This is a genomic window from Ruegeria alba, assembly GCF_022321465.1.
In the GTDB taxonomy this organism is placed as follows: domain Bacteria; phylum Pseudomonadota; class Alphaproteobacteria; order Rhodobacterales; family Rhodobacteraceae; genus Ruegeria_B; species Ruegeria_B alba.
The window spans coordinates 31,804-54,075 of sequence record NZ_JAKOEM010000024.1 but is presented as its reverse complement, the minus strand read 5'-3'; the positions used below and the strand labels follow the sequence as shown (position 1 = coordinate 54,075).

The 22,272-nt window shown below is 60.3% G+C and carries 22 protein-coding genes and 3 pseudogenes; 22 read left to right on the top strand and 3 right to left on the bottom strand.

Translation table 11 applies throughout. The features are described 5' to 3' along the window. Window positions 1-230: 230 nt before the first annotated feature. From bhcD to MB818_RS19155, 11 genes are all read left to right on the top strand, one after another. Window positions 231-1,196 carry an iminosuccinate reductase BhcD gene (gene bhcD, locus MB818_RS19205; RefSeq protein WP_238906088.1) on the top strand — a complete coding sequence of 322 codons (966 nt, stop codon included), beginning with the start codon at window positions 231-233 and terminating at the stop codon, window positions 1,194-1,196. A 190-nt stretch (window positions 1,197-1,386) separates the two neighbouring features. Further along, complete coding sequence (locus MB818_RS19200; protein ID WP_238906086.1) at window positions 1,387-2,535, top strand: muconate cycloisomerase family protein; 1,149 nt, start codon at window positions 1,387-1,389, stop codon at window positions 2,533-2,535. A gap of 74 nt (window positions 2,536-2,609) precedes the next feature. Continuing rightward, window positions 2,610-3,998 (top strand): benzoate 1,2-dioxygenase large subunit, encoded by a 1,389-nt coding sequence (gene benA, locus MB818_RS19195; protein WP_238906084.1) that lies wholly within the window; start codon window positions 2,610-2,612, stop codon window positions 3,996-3,998. 12 nt (window positions 3,999-4,010) lie between these two features. Continuing rightward, the gene (benB, locus tag MB818_RS19190) at window positions 4,011-4,535 is read left to right on the top strand and encodes a benzoate 1,2-dioxygenase small subunit (RefSeq protein ID WP_238906082.1); all 525 of its coding nucleotides are present in this window, start codon (window positions 4,011-4,013) and stop codon (window positions 4,533-4,535) included. Window positions 4,536-4,607: 72 nt separating this feature from the next. After that, complete coding sequence (benC, locus tag MB818_RS19185) at window positions 4,608-5,630, top strand: benzoate 1,2-dioxygenase electron transfer component BenC (protein ID WP_238906080.1); 1,023 nt, start codon at window positions 4,608-4,610, stop codon at window positions 5,628-5,630. Further along, entirely contained in the window at window positions 5,627-6,406 is a 780-nt protein-coding gene (benD, locus tag MB818_RS19180; RefSeq protein WP_238906078.1) for a benzoate diol dehydrogenase BenD, read from the top strand. The genes benC and benD overlap by 4 nt, the downstream gene beginning before the upstream one ends. Before the next feature lie 41 nt (window positions 6,407-6,447). After that, a complete protein-coding gene (locus tag MB818_RS19175; protein WP_238906076.1) occupies window positions 6,448-7,623 on the top strand; it encodes an ABC transporter substrate-binding protein in 1,176 nt (391 codons plus the stop codon). Window positions 7,624-7,681: 58 nt separating this feature from the next. Further along, on the top strand, window positions 7,682-8,551 hold the full coding sequence (locus MB818_RS19170; RefSeq protein ID WP_238906075.1) for a branched-chain amino acid ABC transporter permease: 870 nt from the start codon (window positions 7,682-7,684) through the stop codon (window positions 8,549-8,551). Between the two features lie 4 nt (window positions 8,552-8,555). Next, window positions 8,556-9,560 (top strand): branched-chain amino acid ABC transporter permease, encoded by a 1,005-nt coding sequence (locus tag MB818_RS19165; RefSeq protein ID WP_238906074.1) that lies wholly within the window; start codon window positions 8,556-8,558, stop codon window positions 9,558-9,560. Beyond that, on the top strand, window positions 9,553-10,296 hold the full coding sequence (locus tag MB818_RS19160) for an ABC transporter ATP-binding protein (RefSeq protein WP_238906073.1): 744 nt from the start codon (window positions 9,553-9,555) through the stop codon (window positions 10,294-10,296). The genes MB818_RS19165 and MB818_RS19160 overlap by 8 nt, the downstream gene beginning before the upstream one ends. After that, window positions 10,289-10,987: an ABC transporter ATP-binding protein gene (locus MB818_RS19155; protein ID WP_238906072.1), complete on the top strand. Its 699-nt coding sequence runs from the start codon at window positions 10,289-10,291 to the stop codon at window positions 10,985-10,987. Before MB818_RS19160 ends, MB818_RS19155 begins: the two co-directional genes overlap by 8 nt. A gap of 33 nt (window positions 10,988-11,020) precedes the next feature. Here the strand turns inward: MB818_RS19155 and MB818_RS19150 are convergent, their stop codons facing one another. Beyond that, on the bottom strand, window positions 11,021-11,923 hold the full coding sequence (locus MB818_RS19150) for a LysR family transcriptional regulator (protein WP_238906071.1): 903 nt from the start codon (window positions 11,921-11,923) through the stop codon (window positions 11,021-11,023). Between the two features lie 254 nt (window positions 11,924-12,177). Between MB818_RS19150 and MB818_RS19145 the strand changes: the two genes are divergently transcribed. Further along, the gene (locus MB818_RS19145) at window positions 12,178-12,987 is read left to right on the top strand and encodes a GNAT family N-acetyltransferase (protein WP_238906070.1); all 810 of its coding nucleotides are present in this window, start codon (window positions 12,178-12,180) and stop codon (window positions 12,985-12,987) included. A gap of 303 nt (window positions 12,988-13,290) precedes the next feature. On the opposite strand, the gene MB818_RS19140 is transcribed toward MB818_RS19145, so the two are convergent. Further along, window positions 13,291-14,166 (bottom strand): dioxygenase family protein, encoded by an 876-nt coding sequence (locus tag MB818_RS19140; RefSeq protein ID WP_238906068.1) that lies wholly within the window; start codon window positions 14,164-14,166, stop codon window positions 13,291-13,293. 98 nt (window positions 14,167-14,264) lie between these two features. On the opposite strand from MB818_RS19140, the gene MB818_RS19135 reads away from it, so the two are divergent. The 10 genes and pseudogenes from MB818_RS19135 to MB818_RS19090 all read left to right on the top strand — a co-directional run. Next, window positions 14,265-14,813, top strand: coding sequence for a hypothetical protein (locus MB818_RS19135; RefSeq protein ID WP_369426341.1), 549 nt, complete (start codon window positions 14,265-14,267; stop codon window positions 14,811-14,813). Beyond that, window positions 14,810-15,667 carry an alpha/beta fold hydrolase gene (locus MB818_RS19130; RefSeq protein ID WP_238906066.1) on the top strand — a complete coding sequence of 286 codons (858 nt, stop codon included), beginning with the start codon at window positions 14,810-14,812 and terminating at the stop codon, window positions 15,665-15,667. Before MB818_RS19135 ends, MB818_RS19130 begins: the two co-directional genes overlap by 4 nt. Before the next feature lie 30 nt (window positions 15,668-15,697). Then, window positions 15,698-15,892 carry a hypothetical protein gene (locus MB818_RS19125; protein ID WP_234139019.1) on the top strand — a complete coding sequence of 65 codons (195 nt, stop codon included), beginning with the start codon at window positions 15,698-15,700 and terminating at the stop codon, window positions 15,890-15,892. 8 nt (window positions 15,893-15,900) lie between these two features. Next, window positions 15,901-16,761, top strand: coding sequence for a 3-oxoadipate:acetyl-CoA acetyltransferase (locus MB818_RS19120; RefSeq protein ID WP_234139020.1), 861 nt, complete (start codon window positions 15,901-15,903; stop codon window positions 16,759-16,761). Continuing rightward, a pseudogene (locus tag MB818_RS19115) lies at window positions 16,758-16,838 on the top strand (succinyl-CoA--3-ketoacid-CoA transferase); the annotation flags it as partial. The gene MB818_RS19120 and the pseudogene MB818_RS19115, both read left to right, overlap by 4 nt. Before the next feature lie 51 nt (window positions 16,839-16,889). Next, a pseudogene (locus tag MB818_RS22135) lies at window positions 16,890-17,045 on the top strand (IS6 family transposase); the annotation flags it as partial. Between the two features lie 269 nt (window positions 17,046-17,314). Then, window positions 17,315-17,605, top strand: coding sequence for a hypothetical protein (locus MB818_RS19105; RefSeq protein WP_234217545.1), 291 nt, complete (start codon window positions 17,315-17,317; stop codon window positions 17,603-17,605). Between the two features lie 173 nt (window positions 17,606-17,778). Then, window positions 17,779-20,220: a Lon protease family protein gene (locus MB818_RS19100; protein WP_234139022.1), complete on the top strand. Its 2,442-nt coding sequence runs from the start codon at window positions 17,779-17,781 to the stop codon at window positions 20,218-20,220. Beyond that, window positions 20,217-20,927 carry a hypothetical protein gene (locus MB818_RS19095; protein WP_238906065.1) on the top strand — a complete coding sequence of 237 codons (711 nt, stop codon included), beginning with the start codon at window positions 20,217-20,219 and terminating at the stop codon, window positions 20,925-20,927. The genes MB818_RS19100 and MB818_RS19095 overlap by 4 nt, the downstream gene beginning before the upstream one ends. A 183-nt stretch (window positions 20,928-21,110) precedes the next feature. Then, a pseudogene (locus MB818_RS19090) lies at window positions 21,111-21,275 on the top strand (3-keto-5-aminohexanoate cleavage protein); the annotation flags it as partial. Between the two features lie 275 nt (window positions 21,276-21,550). Here the strand turns inward: MB818_RS19090 and MB818_RS19085 are convergent. Beyond that, window positions 21,551-22,264 carry a TetR/AcrR family transcriptional regulator gene (locus MB818_RS19085; protein ID WP_234139024.1) on the bottom strand — a complete coding sequence of 238 codons (714 nt, stop codon included), beginning with the start codon at window positions 22,262-22,264 and terminating at the stop codon, window positions 21,551-21,553. Window positions 22,265-22,272: the final 8 nt, after the last annotated feature.

Here is a 22,272-nt window from a genome sequence, read left to right as displayed (position 1 = left end):
AATGTGCATGACTGGTATGTCGGCGTGCGCAACGGCAAGGTCGAATGCGTCTGGCCGGTCTCGGCCCGCGGCCGCGCTTTCTGATTTCGGACAGGCACCGCCTGTCCGACCGGCTGGAGGGTCGTCCTTTGGGCGCCATTGGTTCAAGCCCAATGGACGACGCCCCTCCAGACCTCCCCGGGATATTTGCAGCAAGAGGAAGAGGCAGGGCATGGCCCTGATGGGATGCGATGTGGATTGTTCCAGAACGTGAGATAGCCGGGTTGATGACCCGCGCGGCGGCCTTTGATGCCGTCGAACAGGTCTTTGCCGCCATGGCCTCGGGCGATGCCTGCAACTTTCCCGTGGTGCGCGAGGCCCTCGGCCACGAGGACGCGCTTTACGGCTTCAAGGGCGGGTTTGACCGCGCGGGCCTGACACTGGGCCTGAAAGCGGGCGGCTACTGGCCCCACAACCTGGAAAGGCGCGGGTTGATCAATCACCAGTCCACCGTGTTCCTGTTCGATCCCGATACCGGCAAACCCTCGGCCATGGTCGGCGGCAACCTGTTGACGGCCTTGCGCACGGCGGCGGCGTCCTCGGTGTCGATCAAGCATCTCGCCCGCCCGGATGCAAAGGTCATCGGCATGATCGGCGCGGGCCATCAGGCCACGTTCCAGCTGCGCGCTGCCCTGGAGCAGCGCGCCTTCGACAAGGTCATCGGCTGGAACTACCACCCCGAGATGCTGCCGAACCTGGCCCAGGTTGCCGAAGAGGCCGGCGTGCCGTTCGAGGCGGTCGATCTGCCCGGAATGGATGAGGCGGATGTGATCATTTCGATCACTTCGGCCTTCTCGCCGTCCCTCATGGCGGATCACGTCAGCCCGGGCACCCACATCGCCTGCATGGGAACCGACACCAGGGGCAAGCAAGAGGTCGAGGCCGCGCTTGTGGCCCGCGCTTCGGTGTTCACCGATGAAGTGGCGCAGTCGGTCAGCATCGGCGAGGCACAACACGCGATCGCGGAGGGTCTGATCACCCAAGCCGATCTCATCCAGTTGGGCGCCGTGATCAACGGCACCCATCCGGGCCGCACATCGGACGATCAGATCACCCTCTTCGACGGCACCGGCGTCGGTTTGCAGGACCTCGCCGTCGCCGCCGCAGTCGTCAACCTGGCAATAGACCGCAGCGTCGCAATCCAGGTCGATTTCTAATCGGTAGCCATCCACGCAAATGATCCGTTGCAGGCGTCACCATTGGTGGCGCCTGTTTTCGTTCGAGAGGTGTCACAGGCACCCGCATGTCTCGTCAGGGTATCACCCAAGACCCCCCCAATCATCGACAGAATCCGGCGCGGGCGGGCAATCTGCATTCAACAGAAACCTGCAAATATGGTGAGCCCCAGTGACCAAGATTGACCAGATCGAGACCCTGATCCTCGACATCCCCACCATTCGTGGTCACGTGCTTTCGATGGCGACGATGCGCACGCAAACTGCCGTGCTGGTCAGGGTCAAGTTCTCGGACGGCTCCGAAGGCATCGGCGAAGGCACGACGATTGGCGGGCTGAGCTACGGACCGGAAAGCCCCGAAGGCATCCAGTCGGCGATCGAGACTTATATTGCGCCCGCCTTGCTTGGCCGCAACGGCGATGATGTGAATGGTGCGATCCAGCTGATCGACAAGCTGGTCAAAGGCAATCGCATCGCCAAGACAGCTGTCGAGATTGCCCTCTGGGACGGGCTGGGCAAGCGCTTGGGCGTGCCGGTGTCGCAACTTTTCGGCGGGGCCGTGCACGAGCGTCTGCCGGTCGCGTGGACACTGGCCTCGGGCAATTCGGAGACAGACATCACCGAGGCCCAGGAGATGATCGAAACCCGCCGCCACAACATCTTCAAGCTGAAGATCGGCAAGCGGTCTGTCCGCGAGGACGTGGCGCATGTGGCACGGATCAAGCAGGCGGTTGGCGACGCGGCCAGCGTGCGCGTCGATGTGAACACTGCGTGGTCCCTGCAAGAGGCCCGCTGGGGTCTGAAGGGCTTGCAAGAGGCGGGGTGCGAGCTGGTCGAACAGCCGGTGCCCGCCCGCTATCGCAGCGCCATGGCGGAATTGGCCAAAGGCTATGAGATTGCCGTGATGGCGGACGAGGCTCTGAACGGACCCGAGGACGCGCTGGAAGTCGCCTCGGCCCGCGCGGCGGATGTGTTTGCGGTCAAGATCGGCCAGTCTGGCGGGCTCAAGCGCGCATCTGAAGTTATCGCCATCGGGCAGGCGGCAGGACTGGGCCTTTACGGCGGCACGATGCTGGAAACCGGTCTGAGCACCGCTGCGGCCTTGCAACTATTCTCGACCGTCGAGGATCTGGCCTGGGGCACCGAACTCTTCGGCCCGCTCCTACTGACCGCAGACATTCTCGCCGAGCCGATCTTCTACCGCGATTTCTGTGTCGAGATCCCCAAGGGCATCGGCATCGGTGCTGCGCTTGATCCCGACAAGATCGAATTCTTCCGCCGTGACGGCGGGCGGACAATGAAAGCCGTCGCTGGCGAATAGACCCGCGACACGACCATCAATCCCGGCCAAGGCGCAAGACAAGGTGCTGAGGCAGTCAGGAGGAGGACTAAAGAATGTTCACCCAATCCAATCTCGATGAATTCGAAGCGCGGCTCGACGGCGCGATACAGGACGACCCGGAAAACGGCATCTTCCGCTGCCGCCGGGACATCTTCACCGACGAAGAGCTGTTCGAGCTTGAGATCAAGCACATCTTCGAAGGCAACTGGATCTACATGGCGCATGAAAGCCAGATCCCGAACCCGGGCGATTACTTCACCCTGACCATGGGCCGCACGCCCGTCGTCATCACCCGTGACAAGGACGGCGATCTGCACGCGCTGGTCAACGCCTGTTCGCACCGGGGCGCGCAGCTGTGCCGCTTCAAGCGCCGCAACCAGAAGACCTTTACCTGCCCGTTCCACGGCTGGACCTTCTCGAACACCGGCAAGCTGCTCAAGGTCAAGGACCCCAAGGGCGCGGGCTACCCCGAACAGTTCAACAAGGACGGTAGTCATGACCTGACCAAGGTTGCCCGGTTCGAGAACTACCGTGGCTTCCTGTTCGGCTCGCTCAATGCCGATGTGAAGCCGCTGGAGGAATACCTCGGCGAAGCGCGCAAGATGATCGACATGATCGTCGATCAGGCCGACGAGGGTCTCGAAGTGCTGCGCGGTTCGTCCACCTACACCTATGACGGCAACTGGAAGCTTCAGGCCGAAAACGGCGCCGACGGCTATCACGTGTCCGCCGTGCACTGGAACTATGTCGCCACGACGGCTCACCGGACCGATGACGGCAAGGAAGACAACATCAAGGCGACCGATGCGTCCAAATGGGCCAAGCAGCGCGGCGGCTTTCATGCCTACGAGAATGGTCACATCCTGCTCTGGACCGAATGGGCCGACCCGACCAACCGCCCCGGCTATCCGCGTCTGGAGGAATGGACCGAGAAGTATGGCAAGACCAAGGCCGAATGGATGGTGGGCGTGCTGCGCAACCTCTGCCTCTATCCCAACGTCTTCCTGATGGACCAGTTCTCCAGCCAGATCCGCGTCTTCCGCCCCGTCTCGGTCGACAAGACCGAGGTCACGATCTACTGCATCGCGCCCAAGGGCGAGAGCCAGGAAGCGCGCACCCGCCGCATCCGCCAATACGAGGATTTCTTCAACGCCTCCGGCATGGCGACGCCGGATGACACCGAGGAATTCCGGGCCACGCAGCGTGGCTACGCCGGCGCATCGCACGCAAAGTGGAACGACCTGACACGTGGCGCGACCCAATGGATCGAAGGCCCGGATGAAGACGCCAAGGCCCTGGGCATCAACCCGGTTCTGTCCGGCGCCCGCACCGAGGACGAAGGTCTGTTCGTCATTCAACACAGCAACTGGTCCGAGCGGATGGGTGAAGCCATCGCAAAGGAACGCGAAACCGCGCCTCAGGCGTCGGTCGCAGCCGAGTGAGGAGGAAAGAACATGACAACTGCAACTCTTGATCGCCCTGCAACCGGCGCGATGAGCTTCGAAGACATTCAGGCCTTCCTCTTCGCGGAGGCCCGCGCTCTGGACGACCGCGACTGGGATACTTGGCTGACATTCTATCACAAGGACTGTCCGTTCTGGATGCCCACATGGGATGACTTCGACATGCTGACGGAGGATCCGCAGAACGAGATGTCCTTGATGTACTACCCCAACAAGCAGGGGATCGAGGACCGCGTGTTCCGGATCAAGACCGACCGGTCGTCGGCGACCTCGCTGCCGGAGCCGCGCACCAACCATTACCTGTCGGGCATCGAAGTGCTGAGCCGGGAGGGCGACGAAATCAAGCTGCGTTTCAACTGGCAAACGCTGAGCTATCGGTATCACGAGACCGATACCCACTGGGGCACGTCGTTCTACACGATCGACACCAGCGGCGTGAGGCCGCTGATCACCGACAAGAAGGTGATCCTGAAGAACGATCACATTCACCACGTGATCGACGTCTACCACGTCTGATCCCGGGTCTCCGGGAAACTGAAAACCTCCGCGCATCCACGTCAGGGTGCGCGGCCAAGGGAGGAGCATGCCATGACGACCTACAACGTTGCCCTGAATTTCGAAGATGGCGTCACGCGCGTCATCCAGTGCGATGACGATGAGAAGGTGACCGATGCGGCCTTCCGTCAGAAGATCAACCTGCCGATGGATTGCCGGGATGGCGTCTGCGGCACCTGCAAATGCTTCGTCGAGAAGGGCGAGTACGAGCTTGAGTTCTACATGGACGAGTCGATGAGCGACGAAGAGGCAGAACAGGGCTATGCGCTCACCTGCCAGATGATCCCGGAAAGCGACTGCGTCGTGCGCGTCCCGGCCTCGTCCGCCATCTGCAAGACCGCGCCCGAGGCCGTGGAGGCCGAAGTACAGGGCGTCGACAAACTCTCCGAGACCTCCTTCGGTCTGTGGGTGAAACTGTCAAAGCCGATCAACTTCCTGCCGGGCCAGTATGTGAACCTGACAGTCCCCGGTACGGACAAACACCGGTCCTATTCCTTTTCGTCCGCACCGGGCGCGCAGGAAGCCACCTTTCTGATCCGCAACCTGCCCGGCGGTGTCATGAGCACCTATCTTGGCGAACAAGCGAAGCCTGGCGACGCTCTGACCGCAACCGGTCCGATGGGGGCCTTTTATCTGAGGCCAATCGAGCGCACGCAGGTTTGGCTCGCCGGTGGCACCGGTCTGGCGCCGTTCCTGTCGATGCTGGAACAGGTGGCCGAGCAGGGAGCAGAGCACCCGATCACGCTTTATTATGCCGTGACCCGCGCCGCCGACCTCGTGGAACTGGACCGCGTCAACGCGCTTGCTGAAAAGATCGGCAACGTCACCGTGATCACCATTCTGGCCGCCGAAGAAGACGCGCATGAGCGCAAGGGTTTCGTGACCGATCACCTCGGCGGCGATGACTTGCACGACGGGGATTGCGACGTCTATCTGTGCGGCCCGCCGCCCATGGTCGATGCCGTGCGCGCGCATTTCGGGAAACTGGGCGTCGAGCCTGCGAATTTCTACTACGAGAAATTCAACCCCACCGAAGAGAAGGCCGAAGCGGCATGAAACGCCGGTTCGACGATAAGGTGATGGTCGTCACCGGCGCGGCACAAGGTATCGGCCGCCGCGTCGCCGAACGGGCGGCCAGCGAGGGGGCGCGTGTTCTGATTGTGGACCGCTCGCCCGCCCGCAAGGACGTCGTCGCGGCGATCCGGGAGCATGGGGGTGAGGCCGAGGCGATCTCGGTCAACCTTGAGACCTGGGCGGGCTGCGAGAAGGCGATGCAAAAGGCCGTGGACCTCTGGGGCCGCATCGACATTCTGATCAACAATGTCGGTGGGACCATCTGGGCCAAGCCCTTTGAGCATTACGAACCCAAGCAGATCGACGCCGAAGTGCGCCGTTCGCTCTTTCCGACTCTCTACTGCTGCCGCGCGGCCATTGAACGGATGCTGCCGCAAGGCTCGGGTACAATCGTCAACGTGTCGTCCATTGCGACGCGGGGCCTCAACCGGGTGCCCTATGCGGCGGCCAAGGGCGGGGTGAACGCGATCACCGCAAGCCTGGCCTGGGAAGTCGCCGAACGAGGCATTCGCGTGGTCGCTACCGCTCCGGGCGGAACCGAAGCCCCGCCACGGGTCGTGCCGCGCAACCCCAACGCCGAAGAAGAACAACGCGAAGACTGGTACCAGACCATCGTCGACCAGACGATCCAGTCCTCGTTCATGAAACGATACGGAACGCTCGACGAGCAGGCCGGCCCGATCCTGTTCCTGGCGTCGGACGATGCTGCCTACATCACCGGGGTCACCGTCCCGGTCGGTGGGGGCGACTTAGGATAGGCCCTGAGGAGGGGTCGGAAACCAACTGGAGGAAATCCAAAATGAAACGCGCAATCCTGGCGGCCCTCGGGTTCGCCACCAGCTTCGCCATGCCTGCTGTGGCAGAAGAAGACATCAAAGTGGGGCTTTTGCTCCCTTTCTCGGGCGTCTACGCGTCGCTCGGCAATGAAATCGAGACCGGATTCAACCTGGGCCTGCAACAGTTCGGTTCCGAGAGCGACGTCACTTTCGAGATCGCCCGCGAAGACACCGAGGTGAAGCCGCCTGTCGCGCTTGGCAAGGCCAAGAAACTGATCCTGCAAGACAAGGTCGATGTCATGGTGGGCATCGTCAGTTCCGGTGTTCTCGGTGCGGTGCGTGACATGGTGCATGGCGCAGGTGTGCCGCTGATCGTGGCCAATGCCGGCAATGACGAGGCCACCGGTGCCTCCTGCTCGCCTTTCATCACGCGGATGTCGTTTTCCAACGGCCAGATCAACCGTCCGATGGGCACCTGGATGGCCGAGCAGGGTGTGAAGAAGGTGTTCACGCTTGCGCCTGACTATGCTGCCGGTCGCCAGATGATCGATGCCTTCACCGAGACCTTCACCGCCGCAGGCGGCGAGATCGTCGGGCAGGAATTCACGCCGTTCCAAAAGACACAGGACTTCGGTCCCTATCTCGCGCAGGCCAAGGCCAGCGGTGCCGATGCGGTCTATGTTTTCTACGCAGGCGGCGAGGCGATTTCCTTCATCAAGCAATATGACAGCTTTGGCCTGAAGGCAGACCTGCCCCTCTATGGCTCGGGCTTCCTGACCTCGCCGCTTTATGTGAACGCACAGGGCGAGGCCGCCAAAGGCGTCATCACGGCGCTGCACTATGCGCCGACCATCGACAGCGAGGCGAACGCAGCTTTCGTGGCCGCCTTCACCGAGGAAACCGGCCGCGCTCCGTCGGAATTTGCCGTCCAGGGTTACGATGCGGCTCGCGCGCTGATTGAGGCAACAAAGACGGGCGCGAACGACCGTGCAGGTTTGGCAAATGCCCTGCGTCAGGTCAGCTTCGAGGGGCCGCGCGGTCAGCTCGCGATCGATCCCGCGACCAACAACATCATCCAGCCGATCTATGTTTACGAAACCGTGTCTGGTGAAGGTGGGTTGACGCAGAAAGTCCTCGCTCAGCTCCCCGCGGAAGCTGATCCGACCAATGGCTGCGAGATGGCACCCGTCTCCAACTGACCGAACTGTCCCGGCCGCTCGCCTGTGGCCGGGACAAAACGTTCGAGGAGGACCCTCAATGGCACATGATCTTGGATTTTGGACGCTTCAGGCATTGAATGCCCTGCAATTGTCCATGCTTCTGTTTCTTCTTTCCATCGGCCTGACGGTCATTTTCGGGCTGATGCATTTCGTGAACCTCGCGCATGGCTCGCTTTATGCTCTTGGCGCGTATTTCGCGGCCTCGCTGGCTGCCGTGGGCGGCTATTGGATGGGGTTCTTTCTGGCGCCCGTGGCGGTCGCCGGGGTGGGGATCCTGCTCTATTCCGGTCTCATCAAGCGGATGCGGAAATCGGGGCCCATGGCACAGGTTCTCGTCACCTTCGGGCTGATCTTTGTCCTGCTCGATCTGACACGCATCTTCTGGGGTGATCTGGCTCTTGCCATTGACGCGCCCGCGCTGCTTGGCGGACGTCTGACCTTCCTTGGCGTCGAGTATCCGACCTACCGGTTGTTCATCATCGTTCTGGGTCTCGCCATCTTCGGCGCACTGGCCTTCGTTCTGGGCCGCACCCAGATCGGCGCGATGATCCGCGCCGGTGTCGACAATGACGCCATGGCGGCCTGTCTGGGCATCAACGTGGAACGGCTGTTCTTCATCGTCTTCTGTGTCGGCTGTGCCCTTGCGGGCCTGGCCGGTGCCGTCGCGGCACCGCTTCTCAGTGTGACCCCCGAAATGGGGCTGCAGATCCTGATCCCGACGCTGATCGTGATCGTGATTGGCGGTCTCGGCTCGCTCAAGGGTGCCATCGCGGGATCGCTGATCTACGGCTTTGTTCAGACTTTCGGTGCCGTTCTGGCCCCTGGGCTGGCCTCTGTTCTCATCTATGCGCTTTTGGCTGCGGTCCTTGTGATCAAGCCAGAGGGCCTCTTTCCCGCGAGAGGATAAGACGATGTTTCGCCACAACACGCTTCGTTACACCGCTCTGGTCCTGCTCGCGGCCGGTGCCCTCTTTCAGGCTTTCACGGCCGAATATTTCGGTCTGGAGATCCTGACCGAGATCCTGATCCTTGCCATGCTGGTTCTGGCGCTCGACATCGTTGCAGGCTTCGGTGGCATGGTCTCGCTCTGCCACGGTGCTCTGATGGGGGTCGGGGCCTATGCCTATGCGATCCTGTCGACCAAGGCGGGGATCGCGCCGCCCGTCGCCATGGCGGGTAGCATTGCGCTGACCGGCGCGGCGGCCTGGGTCATCGGCGCCATCGGGTCGCGCAGCCATGGTATCTATTTCATCATGGCGACACTCGCCTTCGGGCAAATGGCCTATTCCTACGTGTTCGAGGCGCCGATCTTTGGCGGCGATGACGGGTTGGGCGGCATATCCCGGCTGGATCTGAGCTTCATCGGCGTTGATCTGAACGACAGCCGCAGCTTTGCACTCTTCTGTCTGGCCATTCTCGGGGCGGTCTATGGTGCGGCGGTGCTGATCCTGCGATCCGGTCTTGGCCGCTCGCTCACCGGAGTCATGCACAATGAACAGCGGATGCGAGCGCTTGGCCTGACGGTCTGGCGGGTCAAGGCCGATGTGTTCGGTCTGTCCGGCATGATCGCAGGCCTCGCCGGCGCGCTGGCCGCACAACACATCATGTACATCTCGCCGGGGCTGCTGAGTTGGACCGTCTCGGGCGAGGCGCTGGTTGTGGTGATCCTCGGTGGGCTTGGAACGCTTGTCGGACCGCTGATCGGAGCGGCTGCCTTTGTCGTCCTGAAACATGAACTGAGCGCGGTCACGACCTATTGGCACCTTGTTGTCGGTGCCCTCCTGATCGCCGTCGTGATGAGCCGCGCCAATGGCATCTTCGGCTGGATCGAGGCCCGCTGGGGCGGCGTTTTCGACCGCCGCCTGGCTGATGCAACCCGCAAACAGGAGCCGGAGGAGGCGTTGACCGATGCTTGAGGCACGTAATCTGGACAAAAGCTATGGTGCCGTGCACGTCACGCGCAACGTGTCGCTGAAGCTGGAACGGGGCGAGCGCCGGGTAATCCTGGGGCCGAACGGGGCGGGCAAGACGACGCTGTTCAACCAGCTTGCCGGCGAACTGACCCCAGACAGAGGATCGGTGCATCTCGCCGGTGAAGATGTCACAGCACTTCCCGTAGCGAAACGCGCCCGTCGCGGGCTTTCGCGCAGCTATCAGAAGAACACGTTGTTCGATGGTCTGACGGTCGAGGAAAACCTTGGGCTTGCGGCGGCAGTTCACACGGGCAATGCAACACAGCTCTGGTCGGACAGCCTGGCAAAACCCGAGGTTCGCGAGATCGTGGATGAGGTGGCCGAGCAGGTAAACCTGATGCCCTTCATCCACGCGAAAGTGTCCGAGATCAGCTATGGGGTGCGTCGCCAGCTTGAAGTCGGTGTGGCGCTGGCCACGCGACCGCTGGTTCTGCTGATGGATGAACCGACCAGTGGTGTCGGGCCGGAAATGTCCAAAGGGTTCCACGACCTGCTGGCGGACCTGCCACGCGACCTGACCATGCTGATCATCGAACATGACATGGACCTTGCCTTTGACGTGGCCGATACGATCACGGTGCTGAACTATGGCGAAGTGGTCTTTGACGGGCTGCCGGAAGAAGCGCGTGGGTCGAGCCTGCTCAAGGAAATCTATCTGGGGAGCTGGGAAGATGCTTGAACTGAAAGCCATCGAATCCGGATATGGGGAAACACAGGTCCTTTATGGCCTGTCGCTTCAGGCACAGGCGGGCCGGGTCTTGGCCATCCTCGGGCGCAACGGTGCCGGCAAGTCCACGACACTGAAGACGATCATGGGCCTTTTGCCGCTCAAGTCCGGCGAAATCCTGTGGGGTGGCAAGCCGATCGCAGGGCATCCCTTCGACATCGCCAAGAGCGGGATCGCCTATGTGCCAGAGACACGCGATATCTTTCCGTCCCTGAGCGTGCGCGAGAACCTCGAGATCGCGGCCAAGCGGTTTGGCGGGTCGAACCCTGAATGGACAATGGAGCGGGTGCTGGACCTGTTTCCGCGTCTGGGAGAGCGCATGGAAAACGGCGGCATGCAGCTTTCGGGTGGCGAACAGCAGATGCTGGCCATCGCGCGGGGACTGCTGATGAACCCCAAGCTGCTGATCCTTGATGAACCGACCGAGGGCCTGGCCCCCATTATCGTCAAACTGATCCACGACAAGCTGCAAGAGCTGAAAGCGGCGGGTCTGTCGATGATCATCGTCGAGCAGAATTTCGGGTTTGCCACGTCGCTTGCCGATGACGTGGTCGTCGTCAGCAAGGGGCAGATCGTCTGGACCGGAGATGCCGAGGCGATCAAGGCCGACGAAGACGCACAGCACACCTGGCTGGGCGTGTGAAACCTGCGTGCAGGGCCGACGCGCCCTGCACGCTCATCCCTTTTTGACAGGGCTTTTTCGCGCCACTTTCTGCGCGATGTTGACGAAATTCTTGACGTGCACGCCCTGTTCATCAAGACGGTAATTCACCGACAGTTCGGTCCGCGCGATCTCGGGTTCGATATCGAGAAACTTCATCCCCTTGCGCGGCGCATTCGCCACGGATTCCGGGACGATGCACACCCCTTCACCGACCGCGACAAGGCTGAGCGCGGTTTGCAGATCCATGCACCAGATGCGTAGGGGCGCATCAAACCCCGCATCCTCGACCGCCTTGAGAACCATGTCCGCATAGCTGGGCCTGGGCCGTTCGGGGTAAAGAATCAGGTGATGGGTCATAAGCCGTTCCAACTTGGCCACTGTCCGGGTGCCCGTATCGACGATATCGGGCAGGGCGAGGATCAGCTTTTCTTCGACCAGGTGCTTTGACAGGAACTCAGGGTCTTTCAGGGTTGGCCGGGCAAATACGACGTCGAGTTCCCGTGACACCAGTGACCGGTGCAGTTCGGCGTTGTTCATCGGGATCAGGCTCAGGTTCACGTCCGGGTAATTTGCCCGGTACGATCTGATGATGTTTGGCAGAATTCCGAATGTGGCAGAGCCAACGAACCCGATCCTGAGCCGTCCTTCGGCCCCTTGTCCGAGCCGACGCACCTCCAGTTGGGTGTCTTCAAGGTCTGCGAGGATTGTTCTGCCACGCTTCAGCAATCGCTCCCCTGCCTGTGTCAGGGTGATCGCGCTCCGGCCCCTGTTGAACAGGATCGCGCCGAGGTCTTCCTCAAGTTGCTTGATCTGACGGCTGAGCGGGGGTTGCGCCATATCGAGACGTTCCGCGGCGCGCCCGAAATGCAGCTCTTCTGCGACGGCGATGAAATAGGTCAGCTGTTTGAAGTTCATTTTCGCCGTCCTCCCCCGAACGGATGCGCGCGGGTCAGGGTGTCATGAAAGCGGGTCTGGGGCAATCCGTGCGGCGGCGTGGAAGTGTGACCTGGAGCTGTTTGGCCGGAGTTCTGGCACGGGCACGGGAATGACCGGTTTGAGTCCGCATTTACCGATGTTGCATGGCGCGTGAATGACTGCTTCGACTGATGGGCAAGAAGCGACTGCCAGATTTTTGGTGACGGTAATTCCTGGTCGTGCAAGGGTCATTCATGGCAGACGCGAACAAGTATTTTGGAACCCCCGATCAGCAGGCACTCGAACGACGAGCCGATTTATTGTGGCAGATCGTCAAGGGCGATCCTCGCTATTCCTGCCATGGGCGCGCCGTTGCATTGATTGAACGCGGTGCAGACGACGTCAATCTCCAGATCGCGCTTGCGCAAATACAGGGTGTTGGCCCATCTCCCCGCCTGACACCGGAGGTGATGCAATCGCGAAAGACGGCAATCGAGGGCGCGGGCCTTGCCACGGATGTCTATGAACATTGGGGCGGCAACCTTTCCTCGGTTGAGATCGCGAAAGAGCTGCTTGCTCGCCGCGCTTTGCCGGTTGAGCTTAGCGTTCACGAAGCTGGAAGAGATACAACGGACGAGGATTACAAATCCCTCGACGTCTTAACGCAATCCTGTGGCGTTTTGCTGCCTTCTTCAGGCTTCCTAAGTGGGGCTGAAAGACCCGCTGTTTGTGTTTACGCAAGAACTGCAAATGGTGATGCGGTTGGTGTCGCTGCCGCGATCGCAGAAAACCCACCGAATTCAAATGAAACCCACCGGGCTTGGTGGGGCATGCTATCCACTGCGGAGCAATGGCGTGGGCGCGGTGTTGCCAAACTCCTCGGAGCGATGGCTTTGGTGGCTATGGCAGAGCGGCACAAGATACAGTTTTTCGGAACCGGCATTCGAGCCGGAAACACGGAGTCAGCAAACCTGTGCCTAGGGCTCGGCTTTTCGCCGTCAGGGTTGCTGGACCTGATGGCCATTGATCCCATGACCATGTCGGGTGGGCGGATGACCAAATAGCTTCGATCTCAGCTCTTGCTTTTCCCTGCCTACGTAAAGCGTGCTAGGGCAATGTGACAACGCCAATATGCTTTAAACACTCGTCATGAACTCCATGCCCGGTGCATATGAAAGCGGCGTTGGATCAGCAGCGGCAAAGGCCCACTTCGTCCCGCACAGCAGTCGTTCAAACGGCTGGAGGTTACGGTGATGCAGCGAAAGGCAGCAAGGTCCCGCACTCCCAACACACGCCCTCTGCCAAACACGCCACAAGAAAAAAGGCCCCCGTCTTGCGGGGGCCAGTTTACAGGGAGGTATCGGGGATTACTCTGCGGCGATTGCCTTTTCGTCGGCAGCCGTCTTGAGCACGAAATCGAACTCGAAATGCAGGTCGGTGCCCAGGTCGGCGGCAGCCGGCTTGAACTTGCCGATCAGGCTTTCCTTGACCGCGAACACGCTGTCCTCGTCCAGCCAAGCACTGTCGGCGTCGTAGATCTGGCTGATCAGCGGGCGGTAGCCGTCTTTCGAGATGATGAAGTGCATGTGGCCCGGACGGTTCGGGTGGTGACCCATGAAGCGCAGCAGTTCACCGGCGGTTTCATCATCCGGGATCGGGTAGGGGACGGGGCGCACGGCGACAAAGGCGTAATGGCCGTTCTCGTCGGTCTCGAACCGGCCGCGCAGGTTGTATTCCGGCTGATCGGGGTCGAGGTTTTCATAGATGCCGTTCGGCGCGTCTTCCCAGACGTCGAGCGTCACACCGGCGATGCCGTTGCCGTTTTCATCCTTGATATAGCCTTCGAAATAGGCGGTTTCTTCGTTTTCATAGTGCTTCTGGATGGTCGAACCGCCCTTGGGCAGAACCGGCGGGTTCTCGCGATAGAACGGGCCCAGAACGGTGGATTCGCTTTCGTTGCCTTCGACGGGGTTGGTCATCATGTCGACCAGAACCTCGACGCCGAGGATGTCGCCCAGAAGGATGAATTCCTGGCGGTTGTCGTTGCAGAGCTTGCCGGCACGGGCGAGGTAGTCACAAACGAACAGGAATTCGTCGTGCTGCAGTTTCACGTCCTTGATGAAAGCGTGCAGGTGCTTGACCAGGCCGGTCGCGAGTTCGCGCTGGCGGTCGGTGATGTCGCCATGTTTGCCGAGGCTCTCGATCACGACTTCGGTGATGTTCTCTTGGTTGACGATGCCCATGGGTAAATCCTCCTCCTGGCAATCTGTATATCCGGTTACGAGTTGCGTGACTGCCTCTCGTTGCAACACAGACTTTGCCGAATCCCCACGTTTACCCAATGCCCGCGGCGGTATCGGGTGATACCGACGGCGACCCGACCCTTGCGAACATGGCGTTTATCGCAAGGTCGCAAGGCAGAGTATTGACCCATACCCTTGCCGGCATGGCCCACGGGCCCGCGATCATGGCAGCTATTCCCCAGCTTATGAACGCATGGGAGGCCAAGGTGATCGATACCTTCAAGCAAATACAAACGCGCCTTGAGGCAACGCCGCATTTGCTGCGCCTCGGTCGGCTGTTTTCCGAAACCGTGCTTATCGAGGTGGGTGGCGATGAATTCTACCTGTCCTTCGAAAAGGGGCACATCGTCTCGGTGGTCGAAGGTCCCAGCCGCAAGACACCCTGGCGCTTTGCTCTGCGGACGGATGCCGAAGCGCTGAACAAGTTCTGGGAAATGCGGCCCGAGCCTGGCTTCCACGACATCTTCGGACTGGTCAAGATCGGTCGCGGTCGGATCGACGGCGACATTCTGAGCCTCGTAAAGAACCTGCGCTTCTTCAAGGAAGTGCTGACTCTCGCTCGCGCAAAAGAGGAGTTGGCAGCATGAGCATCGAGCCTATCACCGGTCGCTATGTCACTGTCACCGTGGGCGGCGCCCCACGCCGTATCTATTTCGAAGAGGCAGGGCAGGGGCGTCCGGTCATCTGCCTGCATACCGCAGGCGCCGATACCCGCCAGTGGCGTCATCTGATGAATGACGCCGAGATCACCGCATCGAACCGCCTGATCGCCTTCGACATGCCGTGGCACGGCAAATCACTGCCGCCTGAAGGGTTCGAGACCCAGGAATATTTGCTGACGACCGAAGCCTATATCGAAACCGTTCTGGCCGTCATCGACGGGCTGGGCCTCGATCGACCCGTTCTGTCAGGCTGTTCGATGGGCGGACGCATCGCGCTGCAACTGGCGGCGCTTCACCCGGACAAGTTCAGCGGGTTCATTGCCATAGAGGCCTCTGATTTCCAGCCCGCCTGGTACGATATCGACTGGTTCCACCGTCCCGATGCCCATGGGGGCGAGATGGGCGCTGCGTTGGTTTCTGCCAACATTTCGCCCTATGCGCCGAATACCGAACGCTGGAACACGCTGTGGATGTTCATGCAAAGCGGTCCCGGCGTTTTCCGTGGCGATCTGAGCTTTTACACCAGGGACGACAGTCTGATCCCGCGCTTGCCGACTATCGATACGCGGGCAACGCCGGTGCATATCATCGTCGGGGCCTATGACCTCACCTGCACCCCGGAGGATGCCGAGCGCACGGCAAAGGCCATTCCCGGCGCCACGCTGGCGGTCATGGACGAGCTCGGCCACTTCCCGATGAGCGAACACCCCGAAGGGTTCCGTCCGTTCTTCTTGGACGCACTGGAAAAGATGCCAAGCCCGACAGCGAAAGCTGCGTGACAGATCAACCCCTGCGCAGGAGGAGGAGCCATGTGCAAGAACGCGAAAACCCCGTGCCCCGGATGCAAGAAACACGAGAAAGTCGACGCGACCTGGATGTTCTTCACCGATGACGAGCGCAAGGCTATCGAGGCATCGCGCAAGCGTCCGGCACTGTTCGACCTTTCCTTTCTGAAACCTGAACCCGGACATGCTGGCCTCTGTCCGGCCACGTCCAACGGATAAGTACACCCATGACCAATCCCTGCATTATCTGCGTGGCGATTACGGGCAGTTTGCCGAGGAAAGCCAACAACCCTGCCGTTCCGATCACGGTATCAGAACAAGTGGAATCGACCCAGGAGGCCTTCGAGGCCGGGGCCACCATCGTGCACGCCCATGTGCGCAACGATGATCAATCCCCGTCTTCCGATCCGGAGAAGTTCGCCGCGCTGAAAGAGGGGATCGAGAAACACTGCCCCGGCATGATCATCCAGTTCTCGACCGGTGGCCGGTCGGGTGCCGGTCGGACACGCGGTGGGATGTTGCCGCTTTCGCCCGACATGGCCTCCCTGTCCGTCGGCTCGAACAACTTTCCGACCCGGGTCTATGAGAACCCGCCTGATCTGGTCGACTGGCTGGCCAGCGAAATGCTGAGCTATCACGTCAAACCGGAAATCGAAGCCTTCGACCTGAGCCATATTCTGAAAGCCAAGGATATGGCGGACAAGGGGCAGCTTGCCGGTACGCCTTACATCCAGTTCGTGATGGGCGTGAAAAACGCGATGCCGGTCGATCGCGATGTCTTCGACTACTACATCCACACTGTGCGCCGCCTGTTCGGTGAAGACGCGCCATGGTGCGCCGCCGGCATTGGTGCCAATCAGCTCAAACTGAACGAATGGGCCATCGCTGCGGGGGGCCACGCCCGCACGGGGCTGGAGGACAACGTCCGCCTCGATCGCGACACGCTGGCTCCCAGCAATGCAGCCTTGGTGCGCCGGGCCGTGGACATCTGTGACAAGAACAACCGCCCTGTGGCGGACTGGCAAGAGGCGCGCCGCATTCTTGGACTGCGTCTGCCCGGCAATACAAAGAAAGGACAAGCGGCATGAAGAAGGTTTATGCAACAGCAGCTGAGGCGCTGGACGGTCTCCTGCATGACGGCATGCTGATTGCCGCCGGGGGCTTTGTCAGAGGGATGGCGCTTGAGCGGGGCAGGGTGGGCAGTTAGCCTCTGAGCATACCGAAACGTGATCCTTGTAATTCCCTTCGCAGCAGCCCACAGATCATTCGTCTGGTGGTGATGCTGTAGGTCAGATTTCCGCTGTCGCTGCGCAATGTCGAGGATCTGCTTCACGAGCGCGGCGTCGATGTCAGCCACGAAACGTTCGGGTTCGTTGGCTGAACAATAGGGCGGAGAAATCACATTCGCCATTCCTATGAAGAGAGGGGGTATTCAACGCTTCAAGTGAATGCGAAGTTTGCAGATGTTTGCTGCCGTCATGACTCGGCCTTCAATCACTTCAATTCGAAGTGCGGCCTCACCAGCCCACAGAGTTTCAAATTCAACCGCGCCGTCACCCTAGCCGAGTGGTGTCAGCTTGCCGCGGCAGAAAGGGTAGGGTTACTGTTCCAGCTGAGACCAGTTCGAGACCGCTTTATGATATGACGAGAGTCATTCTTTCTGAGTTTGGGTGGACCGGCTATTGTCTGCCTGACTGCGGGCCTGGGGCGCGCGAACGAGAAGAACAATTGGGTCATGAAATGGTGCAGATGATTGAAATCATAGATGACGAACTCACTGGTCATGTGGTCAATGTCCAGCACATTGTCGCAATCACTGGCAACAACTCCGGCGACCAAGTTCTGCTGCTTTCGACCGGTCGGGAAATAAAACTGCACGAAAGCGAGGACATTGACATGTTGCTCGGCAAGATACAGGGGCTGGAGGAGTAGGGATGCCGAGGCCTCCCGGCTTGATTTCACTTGTTGCCATTTGCGGCCTCCGACTACAGGGCTGGTGCGACAAAGGAGCAACATAGACAAGCCGAAAATGCTTGATGGAGATCAACGCGGACTTCTTCCCGCTGCGTAGATTGGATGCATGAAGATTACGCAGGGTGGCTATCATGGCTACACGATTGAAGGGCGAACTGTCGGTCGAACAGTTGCGGCGAACTTGTGATCCCGCGAGCCTCGTCGGCGCGGGAACCGAGCAAACTGGCAAAGGTGGGCTGGTTGGCCAGGAACGAGCGCTGCGTGCCCTCAAGCTGGCAGTGGAAATTCGGCACGAAGACTTCAATCTTTTCGTTCTCGGCCCGCAAGGGACGGGGCGCCACACCACGGTGGAACAGGTTCTGCGCGCTCATGCTGCCACGCGCGAAACACCATGCGACTGGGTATATGTGAACAACTTTGATGCGCCTCATAAACCGGTCGCGCTGAAGTTGCCTGTTGGCCTGGCGGATCGGCTAAAGGTCGAGATGGAGGACGTCATAGACGACCTGGCGGGCGACATGCCTGCGCTTTTTGAATCCGAGGAATATCAGGCGCAGAGGCGCGCTATTGAAGAGAGTTTTAGCGAGCGGCACGAGCAGGCTATGGCCGATTTCGCAGAGCGCGCTCGGGAGGAAAACACGACACTGATCAGAACGCCGATGGGTTTCATGGTTGCTGCCACCAAGGAGGGAAATGTTCTCAAGAGCGAGGAGTTTAAGAAGCTACCGGAAGACGAGCAGACAGTGATCGAGGAGAAGGTCGAGCGTTTTCAGAACCAGCTCTCTGATATACTCAGAGACGCTTCCAAAATGGAGCGTGAGCACCGCTCGCGGGTCGAGGCATTGAATGCCGAGATGGCAGAGCGCGCGGTTTCCAGCCGGATCGGCGAGGCGGAGTCCGCCTTTGGTGCTGTCGATGGAGTGTCCGACTATCTCTTTCGTGTCCGAAAGGACATGATCGAGAACCCCGAGATCTTTCTCCAAGCGGCAGCCCAGCGACAGAACGGGCCGTTTCCCGAAGCAATAGCGAAATCGCATCTGGACCCGATCTTTCGACGTTACCTGGTCAACGTGATCGTGTCCCACGATCCGGCTGCGATGTCTTCGGCACCAGTCGTTGTCGAGGACCTTCCCTCATTGGAACGGCTGGCGGGACGGATCGAGCATATTTCCCAGATGGGTTCTCTGGTCACCGACTTTTCCCTCATTCGACCCGGGGCGCTGCATCTTGCAAATGGAGGATATCTTCTGATTGATGCGCGGCGAATTCTCGCAGAACCCTACGCGTGGGACGCTCTGAAACGGTGCCTGAAGAAACGGTCGATTACCATCACGTCTCTGGTCGATCGCATGAGCCTGTTCTCGACGACCTCGCTGGAGCCCGAGCCAATTCCGCTGGACGTCAGGGTGGTTCTGGTGGGCGACCGCAGGCTGCACAGCCTGCTTGTCATGCTGGACCCGGAATTTTCCGAGCTGTTCAAGGTGCAGGCAGATTTCGAAGGCACCGTGACGCGCAGTGGCGAAACACTGTTCGGTCTGGCCTCGGTCCTTCACGACTTCACGCGGAAGCAGGGCTTGCTTCCACTGACCGATTCCGGCGCAGCGAGGTTGCTGGACGAGGCCACGCGTCTTGCTGGCGATGCGCGCAAGCTGACGCTGCAACTCGGTCAGTTGACCGATCTGCTTCGCGAGGCGGAACACTATGCGCGATCGGACGGGCATTCAATCGTGAGCGAGACCGAAATCGCGCGCGCGGTGGGCGAGCGCGAGCGTCGCGCGTCGCGCGTACAGGAACGTTTCCAAGAGGCCATTTCACGACAGATCGTCCTGGTCGATACAGAGGGCACAATGGTCGGTCAGATCAATGGTCTTTCCGTCGTCGAAACAGGAACTTACCGCTTTGGCCGCCCCTCGCGCATCACGGCGCGCGTCCGGATGGGGGCGGGCAAGCTGATCGACATCGAGCGAGAGGTGGAGCTTGGCGGCGCCCTGCATTCGAAGGGAGTGATGATCCTTGGGGGCTATCTAACATCGACCTATGCGCTGGATGCACCTTTCTCGCTTCACGCCAGCCTCGTCTTCGAACAAAGCTATGGCGGTGTCGACGGGGATAGCGCGTCTTGTGCCGAACTGATCGCGCTGCTTTCGGCGCTTTCGGGCAGGCCGGTTCGACAGGATCTCGCGATCACCGGTTCGGTCAATCAACTTGGAGAGGTTCAGGCCATCGGTGGCGTCAACGAAAAGATCGAGGGGTTTTTCGATGTCTGTGCCGAGCGTGGGTTGACCGGAAATCAGGGCGTGATCATCCCGGCCTCGAATATCGAACACCTCATGCTGCGCGATCGGGTGGTCGAGGCCGTCGGGCAGGGGCGTTTTCGGATCATTCCGATCCGGTCTGTCGATGAGGGGGTGGAAATCATGACCGGTCGCACCGCAGGCGCAAGGGTGGAAACGGGAGAGTTCCCGGATGGCAGCGTGAATGCAGAAGTCGAGGCAAGGCTTCGTACGTTTGCCAGGGATCGCAGAGCGTTTTCTGCCCGCACCGAAGCGGCAGGTGAGGGTGAGCATTCATGAGCAAGGAGATGCGTCCTGAACCTCATCTTCTGGTCGTTGGAATGAATAGTTCCGATGTGAAGGCCACGATGTCATTTGCGCGTACCCTGTTGGACATGCTGCCAGCGATCCCGAGGGGCCTGCTAGTAGATACGCGGATTGCAGACCTCGCTATTGGTGTAGGGCATAGGGTCGTAGCCCTCGACGGTACGCTCCGGGAGATGCCAACTGACGAACAGTTGCGGCGAACCGTGAAATGGGAGGCAAGCCGTCTGGAGACACTCATCGCCGACTTGTCATCTGGACGCTCTGAGCGCTTGAGTTGCGAGGTGGCCGAAGGCGATCTGATCACATGCGCATGCGCCGCTGCTGCCGACGAAGATATTTTGCTGCTCTGCCAACGCCCCATGCTTGGATTTCATGGCAATGTGCTTTTGATCGGTGCACCCAACTCACACTCGACCAAGGTCTTGGCCATGGTGCGCGCGCTGGCCAATTCATCCGCGGCCAAGATATCCGAGGTTCAAACCACCGAGGAGGTCGCAGCAGTTTTCAAAAGGGTTGATCGCAGTCGCGTCGCGGCAATTGTCGTTGATCTCAACGTGGGTCCACTGAAGAGCGAAGAGGACCTGAGGCACCTTTTCTCTGCCGCGCGTTGTCCGGTGGTCGTGATTGGGGCCAAGCATATCAAACCGACCTGTGACAAAGCGGACGCGTCCGTTACCTGACTGCTGGGGGCGTTGTTTTCTGCAACCAGAACGGTTGCGGGGGTGCTGCCCTCAAGGAAATCGGTGCCAGCCACCGTCAGGAAACGGGTTGCTGGTTTGAGGTGCCCCCTAGATCTGTAGACGCTTCGCCGCCTACCGGACCTGGTTTGGTCCCGTGATCGTTCCTGTTTTCAAAGGAGGCGCCCGGAGAAGTACGCGGCTCTCAAGGAGGGACTCGAAAGGCACTGCCCGGGAATGATCATCCAGTTTTCGACCGGTGGAGGGTCAGGCGCAGGCCAGACGCGTGGCGGAATGCTGCCACCGCGACCGGTCATGGCCTCGTTGTCCGTCGGATCGAATAACTTCCCGAACTTCCGCCCCGACAGGTTGACGAACTTCGTTTCCGGGGGGGGTGTTACGTTGCGCCCAAGGGTAGACCCGCATCGTATCCTTGACCCCCTAGCCTACATTGATCCGAAGGGTCTTGCCACAAGGCATTGGGTTGAGACGGGCAGGGTGGTTCACGCCTCAGTCTTCAACTATTTCAACTAGGAGCGCAACCTCACCAGCCGACAGAATTTCAAGCTTAACCGCGCCGCCGTCTAGCCGAGTGGCGCCAACTTGCTGCGGCATAAAGGGCAGGGTTACTGTCCGAGCTGAGACCGGTTCGAAGCTGTCTGACACCTCCCAGAAATGGCCTTCGCGCTGGTAGCAGGGTCCAAAAAATGGATGGGGAACAGCCCGGCTAGGAAGCGCCTCACAAGTTCCATCGCCCAAACGCGCGAGAAATTCTCCATGTCGGTCAGGTAGTGCACCCACATGCCCTCAAGCAGCGCTAGCGTGCCATGGGTGGCATCTTCGGCGAGAGTTGCCGATGCCCCCTCCTCGCCAGCTATTTCTTCAAAGGCGGAGCGCAGTTTTTGCACCAAACGCTCGTCTTGGGTGCTGGTGTATTGGGCGATCCCGGGGTGAGAACTTGCCGCGCCGCGGAATGCATGCCAGATCTTGATCCCGCGCGGGCTGAGTAGGGTTTCGGAAAGATCGGCGACGACGATCGCCATCACACGCACCGCCGGGGGGGCGTCGCCGATGTCGGTCATCCGATCCATTTTTGAATAGTAGTGCTCGCTGAACTGCTTGGCCGCTGCGGTTACCAGATTGTCCTTGCCGCCAAAATGCAGGTGTACCATTCCGCGCGACAATTCCGCCCGGTGAATGATGTTTGTGACTGAGGCCTCCGTCAGGCCGCTTTCAGCGATCGTGTCGAGAGTCGCGTCGATCAATGCCTGCCGGCTGGCTTCTGGATCACGCTTGGCTGGTCGGCGTCGACGGTGTTTGGTTGAGGTAATATCTTTCATATTCAACC